This window comes from Paenibacillus sp. 01L418, from assembly GCF_056400045.1.
Genome location: NZ_JBFTSN010000207.1, coordinates 1 through 11,062, shown reverse-complemented (window position 1 = coordinate 11,062; position 11,062 = coordinate 1). Strand labels below are relative to the sequence as shown.

At 46.5% G+C, this 11,062-nt stretch carries 11 protein-coding genes; all 11 read left to right on the top strand.

All coding sequences use genetic code 11. The annotated features are described in order from the left end of the window. Positions 1-70 precede the first annotated feature (70 nt). Positions 71-829: an imidazole glycerol phosphate synthase subunit HisF gene (hisF, locus tag AC1DSE_RS21290; protein ID WP_339206014.1), complete on the top strand. Its 759-nt coding sequence runs from the start codon at positions 71-73 to the stop codon at positions 827-829. Next, positions 826-1,518: a bifunctional phosphoribosyl-AMP cyclohydrolase/phosphoribosyl-ATP diphosphatase HisIE gene (hisIE, locus tag AC1DSE_RS21285; protein WP_339206016.1), complete on the top strand. Its 693-nt coding sequence runs from the start codon at positions 826-828 to the stop codon at positions 1,516-1,518. The genes hisF and hisIE overlap by 4 nt, the downstream gene beginning before the upstream one ends. A gap of 43 nt (positions 1,519-1,561) precedes the next feature. Beyond that, complete coding sequence (gene hisJ / locus AC1DSE_RS21280; RefSeq protein ID WP_477512237.1) at positions 1,562-2,368, top strand: histidinol-phosphatase HisJ; 807 nt, start codon at positions 1,562-1,564, stop codon at positions 2,366-2,368. Positions 2,369-2,483: 115 nt separating this feature from the next. Beyond that, complete coding sequence (locus AC1DSE_RS21275; protein ID WP_076270752.1) at positions 2,484-3,434, top strand: ribose-phosphate diphosphokinase; 951 nt, start codon at positions 2,484-2,486, stop codon at positions 3,432-3,434. A gap of 165 nt (positions 3,435-3,599) precedes the next feature. Continuing rightward, entirely contained in the window at positions 3,600-5,351 is a 1,752-nt protein-coding gene (locus AC1DSE_RS21270) for a tetratricopeptide repeat protein (protein ID WP_339206018.1), read from the top strand. 20 nt (positions 5,352-5,371) lie between these two features. Further along, entirely contained in the window at positions 5,372-6,319 is a 948-nt protein-coding gene (trxB, locus tag AC1DSE_RS21265) for a thioredoxin-disulfide reductase (protein ID WP_076270750.1), read from the top strand. Between the two features lie 208 nt (positions 6,320-6,527). Continuing rightward, positions 6,528-7,478, top strand: a complete 951-nt coding sequence (locus AC1DSE_RS21260) for an ROK family glucokinase (RefSeq protein WP_477528154.1) — start codon at positions 6,528-6,530, stop codon at positions 7,476-7,478. A 300-nt stretch (positions 7,479-7,778) separates the two neighbouring features. Beyond that, a complete protein-coding gene (gene rapZ / locus AC1DSE_RS21255) occupies positions 7,779-8,666 on the top strand; it encodes an RNase adapter RapZ (RefSeq protein ID WP_076270748.1) in 888 nt (295 codons plus the stop codon). A gap of 33 nt (positions 8,667-8,699) precedes the next feature. Further along, the gene (locus tag AC1DSE_RS21250) at positions 8,700-9,665 is read left to right on the top strand and encodes a gluconeogenesis factor YvcK family protein (RefSeq protein WP_339206022.1); all 966 of its coding nucleotides are present in this window, start codon (positions 8,700-8,702) and stop codon (positions 9,663-9,665) included. Between the two features lie 6 nt (positions 9,666-9,671). After that, a complete protein-coding gene (gene whiA, locus AC1DSE_RS21245) occupies positions 9,672-10,601 on the top strand; it encodes a DNA-binding protein WhiA (protein ID WP_477528153.1) in 930 nt (309 codons plus the stop codon). A gap of 205 nt (positions 10,602-10,806) precedes the next feature. After that, a partial coding sequence (locus AC1DSE_RS21240; RefSeq protein ID WP_477528152.1) for an HPr family phosphocarrier protein occupies positions 10,807-11,062 on the top strand: 256 nt, incomplete at its 3' end.

The window sequence follows — 11,062 nt, the reverse complement described above, 5'->3', positions numbered from 1 at the left end:
ATCCTAAGTAATGCCGAGTGTTACCGGATAGACAATTAAGCTCGACTACGGGCATAAAGGAGAGTGCAATATGCTGGCGAAACGTATCATTCCTTGTCTTGACGTGAAGGATGGCCGCGTTGTGAAGGGTGTTAATTTTGTGAACCTGCGCGATGCGGGCGACCCAGTCGAGCTGGCGGCCACTTATGACCAAGAGGGCGCAGATGAGCTTGTATTTCTAGATATATCGGCTTCCGTTGAAGGGCGTGCGACGATGATTGAAGTGGTCAAGCGGACCGCTGGGGAAATTACGATTCCGTTTACGGTAGGCGGCGGCATATCTCATGTCGATGATATGAAGCGGCTGCTGCGCGCCGGCGCGGACAAAATCGGCATAAATACAGCTGCGGTTTTAAACAAGGCACTCATTCAAGAGGGGTCACGCAAGTTTGGATCACAGTGCATCGTGGTGGCGATTGATGCGAAGTTTAATGCTGAGTGGGGCGAATGGGAAGTTTACACGCACGGCGGACGCAAAACGACTGGCATTAAGGCGCTCGAATGGGCACGTGAAGTGGAGAAGCTAGGCGCGGGTGAAATTTTGCTGACCAGCATGGATGCCGATGGCACCAAAGACGGCTTCGACATCAAGCTCACGCAGGCGGTGTCAGATTCGCTAGGCATTCCCGTCATTGCTTCGGGCGGAGCGGGTAGAGTTGAGCATTTTAACGATGTATTCCAAATGGCACATGCGGATGCGGCTCTAGCTGCGACGATTTTTCACTATAAAGAAATGACGATTCGTGAAGTGAAGGACGATTTGCGCTTGAAGGGAGTAGAGGTACGATGACGGAAAACAATCATAATGAACTTATCTCAAAAATCAAATGGGACGATGCGGGGCTAGTACCAGCTATTGTTCAAGATGTGCAAAGCAAAGAAGTGCTTATGATGGCTTATATGAATAAGGAATCACTTCAGCTATCCGTTGAATCCGGCGTGACTTGGTATTGGAGCCGATCGCGTAATGAGCTTTGGAACAAAGGAGCGACAAGCGGCAATACGCAGCGCATCGTTTCTTTGGCTTATGATTGCGACGGTGATACATTGCTCGTTAAGGTGGAGCAAAAAGGTCCAGCTTGCCACACAGGGCGCTATAGCTGCTTCTTTAATTCGGTTGAAGTAGCTGGGAACACAGATGCTTCTTCAGAGGCTGGACAATCCGCTGCAGACCGCTTCGCTACGCTTGGACAACTAGAGAGCGTGATTGCCGAGCGTTACGCAGAGCGCCCTGAAGGCTCTTACACCTCATACCTGTTCGATAAAGGTGTAGATAAGATTTTGAAAAAAGTAGGCGAAGAAGCATCCGAGGTGATCATAGCAGCGAAGAATAAAGATAACGACGAGCTTCGCAGCGAGGTTGGCGATCTTATTTTTCACCTGATGGTATTGCTTCGTGAACGTGGATTGCCGCTAGATGATGTAATCAGTGAAATTAACAATCGTCACGGCAAGCCAACAACAAATAAAATGAGATAATGGAAGCTGAATGATAAATGACAGCAGAAAGGCCGGTACGCACATGTTTATCGATTACCATACGCATCATGCTCGCTGTGGTCATGCCGTCGGAGAGCTAGAGGAATATGTAAAGAAGGGCATAGAGATCGGACTCGTGCAGCTCGGCCTTTCCGATCATATGCCTCTGCTCCATGTTGACCCTGCTACTTATTATCCGGAAATGGCTATGCCGATGGATGAGCTTCCGCGTTATGTGGAGGAATGCCTTGCGCTTAAGGAAAAATATAAGGGACAAATCGACATACGTGTTGGGCTTGAAGGCGATTATATCGAGGGCTGCGAGGAGCAGATCGCTGCGATCGTGAACGCGTACCCTTGGGACTATGTGATTGGCTCTGTTCATTTTCTTGGGGAGTGGGACATCACCGATTTCCGGCAAACGGGAGGCTGGGAAGGCCGCAATCGTATGGCTGTATACGAACAGTACTACGCAGCCGTGGGCAAAGCAGCCGCAAGCGGGCTCTATGACTACATTGGACATATTGATGTCATCAAGCGTTTTGGCTTTCTGCCGGAGGAAAATGTTACCCATTTGGAGAACGCTGCACTAGAGGCAGTCAAGAAGCATGGACTTGCGATTGAGCTCAACGCATCGGGCCTTCGCACACCTGCAGCAGAGATGTTTCCGAGCCGTAGAATGCTGGAATATGCACTGGAACTAGGCATTCCGCTGACGGTTGGTTCGGATGCTCACCAGCCTGAAAGACTAGGCCAATATTTGGATCAAGCCTACGATTTGCTCAAAGAAGTTGGCTTTAAGCAGCTTGCGACATTTAATTGTCGAAAATTAGTGATGATTGATTTTTGAAATATCGTAAATTCCATGTATAATATAGATGATCAAATAAGCTTTGTCGAATGATCCGGCAAAGACGAGTACTTGTTCCGTCAAATTAATTGGTTTTAACGCTCAGGAGGGTATCATGTTAAGCGACAAGGTGCGTATTTTTTCGGGTTCGTCTAATCCGGTATTGGCTCAGAAAATTAGTGCAGAGCTTGGTCTGACGCTAGGTGCGATCAAGATGTCCCGTTTTAAAAGCGGAGAGATTTACGTGCATTACGAGGAAACGATTCGGAATTGCGATGTATTTCTCGTACAATCATTCTCACATCCAATCAACGAGCATTTTGTCGAATTGCTTGTTATGATTGATGCGGCGAAGCGTGCTTCCGCAAGAACGGTCAACATCATCATGCCTTATTACGGTTATGCGCGTCAGGAGCGCAAAGCAGCACCTCGGGAGCCGATTTCAGCGAAAATGCTGGCGGATGTGCTCACGACAGTAGGAGCGAACCGAGTGATTACAATCGACCTACATGCTCCAGCTATTCAAGGCTTCTTCAACATTCCAGTCGATCATATGACTGCGCTAGATTTAATCAGCGATTATTTGAAGTCGAAAAACATCAAGAACCCGGTTGTTGTATCGCCGGATGCAGGACGTGCTTCAACTGCTGAGAAGCTAGCGAACTACTTGGATACATCGTTTGCGATTATGATCAAGAAACGCCCTGCGCATAATGAATCAGTTATCACACATGTTATCGGTGATGTCGAAGGTCAAACTCCGATTATTATCGAGGATCTCATCGATACGGGATCTACGATTGTTAACGTTGTGGAAAGCTTGAAGGAGCGCGGCGCTGAGGATGTATTTGTATGCGCAACGCATCCGTTATTCTCCGGCTCTGCCATTGAGCGTTTGGATCATCCCAATATTAGAGAAGTCATCGTAACAGACTCAATCAGCTTGCCGGAATCGACTCCTGAACGCTTCAAGGTGCTTTCCGTTGCGCCGTTGCTTGCAGAAGCAACACGCATTATTTTGGAGGGCGGCTCCATTAGCACATTGTTCAAAAGCAATGGTGTCTAAACGTTCAAATGGAATGCAGAACTAACGAAATGAATAGTAATGCCGCGGGAAATCGCGGGTGGTGTATTTGCCATCCGCGATTTTCCCACATATTCTTTCATGTTCTCAGGGGTATTGCTATGGTATAATCGTATAAAATCGGAAGTAACGGGAGGTGCCTTGCGGGTGAAAGAAAAGAAACGAGTTGCCGTAGATCAACAGACGAAAGTCATACCGGTTCAATGGGACGCTACGTTTTTTTTCGAACGTGCGGTTCGATCGCTTGATCGGCTCCATTATGACAAGGCACTTAAATATTTTCGTCGCGCCGTCGAATACGAGCCGGAGAATCCGGTAAACCATTGTAATATGGCCGGCATTCTTTCTGAAATGGGCAACTATGAGGAATCGAATAAAATCCTCGGTTGGATTGTAGATGAGCTTGATCCGACGATGACGGAGTGCCATTTCTATATGGCGAACAATTTTGCTAATTTAGAACAATATGAAGCAGCCGAGGGCTCGCTTATTCGATATTTGGAAGAGGACTCCGAAGGACAGTTTCTGGATGAAGCGGAAGATATGATGGATCTACTGCATTTTGAACTGGAGCGTCCTACTCGTCTAACCAACATTAAGTCTCGTGAAGGCATGGTCGAGCATGATTTGGCGCGCACGCTGCTGGAGGAAGGTAAATTCACTGAGGCTGTGCGCATTTTGGAGAAAATTATCGAAGGACAGCCAGATTTTTTAGCTGCTCGAAATAATTTGGCATTGGCCTACTACTATATGGGCATGTTCGATAAAGCGATGGATACGATACATGAAGTGCTTGATCTTGAAGCGGGCAACCTGCATGCGCTGTGCAACCTTGCTATTTTTTATCAGCACAAGAACGATGAAAAAAGCTTGAAGCCGCTTGTTGAGCTGCTTGCGAAGACGGTACCGTTCCATCAAGAGCATGTGTTTAAACTGGCAACAACAATGGGCATCTTAGGAGAGCATGGTGCTGCTTATAAGCATTTCACCAGACTTCTCAAAGATTCAGAGCTCACTCAGGATCCAAGCCTGTATCATTACGCGGCTGTTGCAGCTTGCAATATCGGACGTTTGCAGGAAGCAGAGCGCCTATGGAAGCAGACAATCAAGCTTGATCCAAAATCAAGCATTCCTCTTTATTATATGGAGCAGCTTGAGCTAGTACGAAGCGGGCAGCAGACGGCTGCCATCAGCTATCACTATCATTTGCCGTTCGAAGAGCAGTTTAAGCTATGGGAGAAATCCTCCGATGGCATTCCCGATCATCTTAAGCGCGATCCGCTAGTACGCTCGTCGTTCTTCTGGGCGCTGCGTCATGGTGATCAGGACACGAAGCTACAGGTTATTCAGGCTCTAGGGATGATCGCTGACAGCGAAGTGAAGGATGTTCTTCAGACGTTTTTGCTCGAGAAGGAAGAGGATGATTATTTAAAACGGATTGCCATCTTTGTACTCAGAACGATGGGCGTACAAGAGCCTTTACATGTGGTGCTGGAAGGCAAAGAAACGGTCATTGAGCCGAACCGGGTCCCTTCAAGTCTGCCTGTATGGGAAGATAAATGGCAGGCTGTTGCAGATATCGCTCTTGATCGCATGAGCAAGCAGTATGATTTGGTTCAGCAGCATGATTTGATGACCTTATGGGTGGAATTTTTGACGCGAGTATATCCAGATGCTCCGAAGCTTACGAAGCCGGAGAGCTGGGCGGCCGCATTAGAATATTTGACTGCAAAAATGCATCGTCGTGCTATCTCCTATCACGAGGTTTCCACCAGATACGGTACATCTATTGCGACAGTCAGCAAGAACGTCAAGATTATTGATGAAGTTTGCGGCATCAAAGAAAAGATGAAGTCGATGAGTTCCGTCTTCTTTACGCAAGAATTACAGGACGAATAAACTTTTACGAGGTGAAGCTTATGTACAAATCAATTATTATCGGTACTGGTCCTGCGGGGCTTACAGCAGCTATTTATTTGGCTCGCGCTAACATGAGCCCACTCATTATTGAAGGTCCAGAACCGGGCGGTCAATTGACGACAACAACAGAGGTTGAGAATTTCCCTGGTTTCCCGGAAGGGATTATGGGTCCTGAACTTATGGAAAACATGCGTAAGCAAGCGGAGCGCTTTGGCGCTAAGTTTATTACGGGTTGGGTTAATAGCGTGGATATGTCAGAGCGTCCATTCAAGCTTCAAGTGGAAGGCCACGGCGAGCTTGTTGGGGAGAGCATCATTATTTCTACTGGTGCATCGGCCAGATACCTCGGCATTCCAGGCGAGAAAGAAAACGTTGGCCGCGGCGTAAGCACATGTGCAACTTGCGATGGCTTCTTCTTCCGCGGTAAAAAAATTATCGTAGTGGGCGGCGGCGACTCTGCGATGGAGGAAGCAAACTTCCTTACTCGTTTTGCTTCAAACGTAGAGCTTGTTAACCGTCGTGATGAGCTTCGCGCATCCAAAATCATGCAGGATCGCGCTCGTGAGAACGAGAAAATCAGCTGGAGCTTAAACCGCACACCGGTTGAGGTTGTAGCAACTGGCATGGGTGTTACTGGACTTAAAGTTCGTGACAACGAGACAGGTGAAGAGGATGTTATTGAGACAGACGGAATCTTTATCGCTATCGGCCATACGCCAAACACGAAATTCCTAGCAGGTCAAATCGATACAGACGATCATGGTTACATTGTTGTAAAACCAGGTACATCTGAAACGAATGTACCGGGCGTGTTCGCTTGTGGAGATGTTCAAGACAGCAAATATCGTCAAGCAATTACAGCAGCAGGCAGCGGTTGTATGGCTGCACTGGATTGTGAAAGATATTTGGAGGGTGCAATTACGCATGACTGGAGCAAATCGCTTTAATACTTGACGAGTTGCAACATAAGATAAAGAAGGGGCTATACCAGCAGAGCGACATGCTTGAAGGTATAGCTTTTTCATTAAATGCTGAAGGCGTTTTTTCCAAGCCCAGAATGGTTGATTTGCCAGTATTCCTCTATCTTGACCAGAGGATGAAGGTCGCTTATAGTGTTACAAGAGAAGATTAACATATTGATGAGGTGGACTAGTGATGTCTGAGAAGATTTACGTTGGAGTCGATGTCGGCGGAACTGCTATTAAAGTAGGTATTTGTAATTCGGATGGGCAATTGCTCCAGACGTACGAGGGGCCGACGGAGGCGAGTAAAGGAACGGACACTATCCTTCAAAATATTGCGAAATATGCACAACAAATCGTAGTGGAATCGGACTATGATTGGGAGCAAGTTGACGGGGTAGGCGTTGGTATTGCTGGTTTCTTAGATATTCCAAACGGAATTGTGAAATYTGCACCAAACTTAAAAATCGAGAACGTCAATCTTAAGGCTTATTTGGAGCAAGAGCTGAATAAGACAGTTAAAGTTAATAATGATGCGAATGTTGCTGCACTAGGCGAAGCTTGGGGCGGAGCGGGCAAAGGCATCGCGCACTGCGTATGCTACACACTCGGCACAGGCGTAGGCGGCGGCATAATTATAGATGGTAAAATCGTTGAAGGTTCTATGGGTATGGCTGGCGAGCTTGGTCATATGGCTATCGTGCCTGATCTTGAAGCTATTGTATGCGGCTGCGGCAAAATTGGCTGCTTGGAAACGGTATCCTCTGCAACAGGTATTATCCGTATGGCAAAGGATGCGGTGGAACGCGGCGATCGTAYATCGCTTTCACTTGTTGAGGATATTATGGCGAAGGATGTTCTTGATGCGGCTAAAGCAGGAGACGAAGTAGCAACTCGCATCGTAAACCGTGCTGCTTATTATTTGGGTAAATCAATGGCGATGATCGCTATTGTATTGAATCCGCAATATTTCATCATTGGCGGCGGCGTTTCGAAGGCTGGAGAATTTTTATTCGAGCAAATTCGTGAAGTATTCGACAAGTATACACAGGATCAAGCGAAAGAAAATGTGCAAATCGTAGCGGCAACACTAGGCAACAACGCTGGCGTTGTAGGCGCAGCCGGCCTTATTCTAAGAGGTTAATTTCATAGTTGTAAATGACGAAGAGACTTTGCATCTGCAAAGTCTTAGCCTATTCTTACGAAGTAGGTTTGCGTTCGCAAACCTTAAGCGTATTCTTACGAAGTAGGTTTGCCCTAGCAAACCTTAAGCATATCCTTACGAAGTGACTTTGCATTCGCAAAGTCTAAGTGTATCCTTACGAAGTGACTTTGCATTCGCAAAGTCTAAGCGTATCCTTACGAAGTGACTTTGCATTCGCAAAGTCTAAGCGTATCCTTACGAAGTGACTTTGCATTCGCAAAGTCTTTAGGAGGTTTATTCATGGAAACGACAGCAGCAGTAGCAAAGCTTGTCATAATAACCGGGATGTCTGGCGCGGGCAAGACCATTGCTGTCCAAAGCCTGGAGGATCTCGGTTTCTTCTGCGTAGATAATCTGCCGCCCGTTCTTATTCCTAAATTTGCAGAGTTGATCGATCAGTCGAACGGTAAAATCGGCAACGTTGCGCTTGTTATCGATTTGCGCGGGCGTGAATTTTTCACGGCGCTTTCGGAGTCGTTGGCCTATATCAAGGAGCATTATACGATTAGCTGTGAAATCTTATTTTTGGATGCAACTGATTCTGTCTTGGTTCAGCGCTATAAGGAAAGCCGACGTCGTCATCCGCTGGCGCCTGAGGGCATGCCGCTTGAGGGCATTCGCAACGAACGTCGCCTGCTTGAGGATTTAAAGGGCTGGGCATCACAGGTTATTGATACGAGTATTTTGAAACCAGCACAATTGAAGGAACGTATTATTTCTCATTTTACACACCTAGAGCAAAACAGCTTGTCGATAAATGTAACTTCCTTTGGCTTTAAATATGGCATTCCTATCGATGCGGATTTGATCTATGATGTTCGTTTCTTGCCTAATCCGCATTATGTCGAGCATCTGCGCCCAAATACTGGTCAAAATCCCGATGTATATGAATACGTTATGAAATGGCCTGAAACTCAGCAATTTCTAACGAAGCTGCTGGATATGTTGCAATTCCTTATTCCGCTTTATCGTAAGGAAGGGAAAAGTCAGGTTGTTATCGGTATTGGCTGTACTGGCGGTAAGCATCGTTCCGTTGCTATAGCAGAATATTTGGGACGCATGCTCGGCAGCAGTGATACGGAACGTGTGCGTGTCAGCCATCGCGATGCCGAACGTGACAAGCATTGACGAGGTGAGAAAATGCAAAGTAGACACAAGATAATGAGACGGCCTAAAATCGTCGTAATTGGCGGCGGTACAGGTCTCTCTGTTATGCTGCGAGGTCTTAAGGAGAAGCCGCTCGATATTACCGCGATCGTTACGGTTGCCGATGATGGCGGGAGCTCGGGCATTTTACGCAATGAGCTGCAAATTCCGCCTCCGGGTGACATTCGGAACGTACTTATGGCATTAGCGGATGCTGAGCCGCTGCTGACTGAGGTTCTTCAGTATCGTTTCAAAACGGTACCGGGACTTGCAGGCCACAGCCTTGGCAATCTTATGCTGGCAGCAATGACCGATATATCCGGCGACTTTGTAACGGGGATTCGTGAGCTGAGCCGTGTGTTAGCGGTTCGAGGACGGGTTCTGCCCGCAGCGAATCAGGCTATCGTACTTAAAGCGGAAATGGCTGATGGCAGCATTGTCACAGGGGAATCCATGATTCCTAAAGCTGGCAAGGTCATTAAACGAGTATTTTTGGAACCAGCCGATGTCGAACCGCTGCGAGAGGCGGTCGAGGCCATCGAACAGGCCGATGCTATTTTGATTGGACCGGGCAGCTTATATACAAGTATTATTCCAAACTTGCTAGTTCCTAAACTGGCAACTGCGATCGTGGAATCAGAAGCCGTAAAATTATTTGTATGTAATGTAATGACGCAGCCTGGGGAAACTGATAACTATTCGGTAGGCGATCACCTTGATGCCATTCATGCTCATATCGGTCAACATCTATTCGATTATGTCATTGTAAATGACGGCGAAATTCCGCCGCAAATCGAAAGCAGATATGCTGAGCTTGGTGCAAAGGCCGTCCATTTGGATTTAGATGCAGTTACGCAAAAGGGTTATGAAGTCATTGCGGATCGGTTAGTATTGTTTCGCACTTTTCTTCGGCATGATGCCGAACGCTTAAGCCATCATATTTATAAGCTGGTAGAGAACTGGATGTTACGAAAGAGGTGATACACAATGTCATTTGCGGCCCAAACAAAGAAAGAGCTGACATTAATTGAAGCGGACAGCTGCTGTGAGATAGCGGAGCTATCTGCACTCATACGGATGAATGGTTCGGTTAGCGTATCTAGCCGCAAAGTCGTTTTGGACATCTCAACGGAAAATGYCGCGATTGCCAGAAGGATTTATTCCCTGCTCAAAAAACATTATGATGTGCATGTAGAACTGCTTGTCCGTAAAAAGATGAGATTGAAAAAAAACAACGTGTATATTGTCCGTATACCGGCTAGAGTTCAGGAAATATTAAGCGAGCTCAAAATTGTATCGGAAGGTTTTATGTTCAATTTAGGCATCGATAAGGAAATCATTCGCAAGCCTTGCTGCAAACGCTCCTATCTACGGGGTGCGTTTCTTGCTGGCGGATCGGTTAACAATCCAGAAGGTTCATCTTATCATTTGGAAATCTCTTCGATGTACCAAGAGCATTGTGAGTCGTTAGTTGACCTTGCGAACAAATTTGATCTTAACGCGAGATGCATTGAGCGGAAAAAGGGATTTATCTTCTACATCAAAGAGGGCGAGAAAATAATCGAGCTCCTCAATATTATTGGTGCGCACCAAGCTCTGTTCAAGTTTGAAGATGTTCGAATCATGCGCGACATGCGCAATTCAGTAAACCGGATCGTAAACTGCGAAACGGCCAATCTAAATAAAACGATCGGTGCAGCTGTTCGTCAGATCGAGAACATTAAGCTGCTTCAACGTGAAGTAGGACTGGATAGCTTGCCTGATAAGCTGAAGGAAGTAGCTGAGATAAGGCTTCAGCATCCGGATATGAATTTGACAGAGGTCGGCGAAATGCTCGGAGGAAAGGTCAGTAAGTCAGGCGTAAACCATCGTTTGCGCAAAATCGACGCACTTGCGGAAAAAATCCGTGGTGTCTGAACTTTTATCCTAGTGCATCAGCTGGTATAATGATATAATAATTTAAAATGACGCAATTTTTAAAGATAAGAATAAGCAGCATTGATACTTACACATCTTATCTTTGTCCGGAAACGAGCTTTTGCAGCCAGAAGACGGCAAACAGAGCCGTATAAGCTTTTGCCGCATGCTAATGATTGAGAAAAATATAGGGGGTATGGTTTCCATGACAAGGCTTCCGGTTGTTGTTCGTCTTAAGACTGGACTACATGCAAGACCAGCAGCATTATTCGTACAAGAAGCGAACAAATTTTCCTCCGAAGTATTTGTAGAGAAAGACGACAAAAAAGTAAACGCTAAATCCATAATGGGTATTATGAGTTTGGCTATCAGTTCTGGCACTGAAGTATCCATTAGTGCCGAGGGTTCGGACGCAGAACAGGCTGTAAACGCTTTAGTCGCTTTGGTAAGCAAAGAAGAGC

Bases quoted from the DNA above. Each gene is read 5' to 3' on its own strand.
- AC1DSE_RS21250 (WP_339206022.1), top strand. From the start codon at position 8,700: ATGAGACGGCCTAAAATCGTCGTAATTGGCGGCGGTACAGGTCTCTCT.
- rapZ (WP_076270748.1), top strand. From the start codon at position 7,779: ATGGAAACGACAGCAGCAGTAGCAAAGCTTGTCATAATAACCGGGATG.
- hisF (WP_339206014.1), top strand. From the start codon at position 71: ATGCTGGCGAAACGTATCATTCCTTGTCTTGACGTGAAGGATGGCCGC.
- trxB (WP_076270750.1), top strand. From the start codon at position 5,372: ATGTACAAATCAATTATTATCGGTACTGGTCCTGCGGGGCTTACAGCA.
- AC1DSE_RS21275 (WP_076270752.1), top strand. From the start codon at position 2,484: ATGTTAAGCGACAAGGTGCGTATTTTTTCGGGTTCGTCTAATCCGGTA.
- hisJ (WP_477512237.1), top strand. From the start codon at position 1,562: ATGTTTATCGATTACCATACGCATCATGCTCGCTGTGGTCATGCCGTC.
- hisIE (WP_339206016.1), top strand. From the start codon at position 826: ATGACGGAAAACAATCATAATGAACTTATCTCAAAAATCAAATGGGAC.